This is a genomic window from Massilia sp. CT11-108 (assembly GCF_047302915.1).
GTDB lineage: Bacteria > Pseudomonadota > Gammaproteobacteria > Burkholderiales > Burkholderiaceae_D > Telluria > Telluria orientalis.
Window position 1 is genome coordinate 1 of the sequence record NZ_JBKYMO010001290.1, and the last position, 401, is coordinate 401.

Genomic DNA, 401 nt, shown 5'->3' on the forward strand with positions numbered 1-401 from the left:
CGTCACGGCCGGCTCGACGTGCTCGTCGCGAACGCGGGCGGCTTTGGCCAGGGCGCGTGCGGCGACACGACGGACGCGGACTGGCGCCAGGCCTTCGACGCCAACCTGAACACGGCATTCGTCAGCGCGCGCGCCTGCCTGCATGCACTCCAGGAATCGCGCGGCAACATCGTGTTCGTCGCCTCGATCGCGGCGCTGGCGGCGGGACCGGAGGTATGCGGCTATACGACGTTCAAGCACGCCCTGGTCGGCCTCGCGCGTTCGATCGCTCGCGACTACGGCCCGGCCGGCGTGCGCGCCAACGTCGTGTGTCCGGGCTGGGTGCGCACGCCGATGGCGGACGCCGAGATGGCGCCGCTGATGGCCGCGCGCGGCATCGGCCTCGTAGGCGGCGTCGAGGC

Annotated in this window: 1 protein-coding gene; it reads left to right on the forward strand. The window is 72.8% G+C overall.

All coding sequences use genetic code 11. The features are described from left to right. On the forward strand, window positions 1-401 hold a 401-nt coding region (locus ACEN88_RS34450), incomplete at both ends, for an SDR family oxidoreductase (protein WP_413346899.1).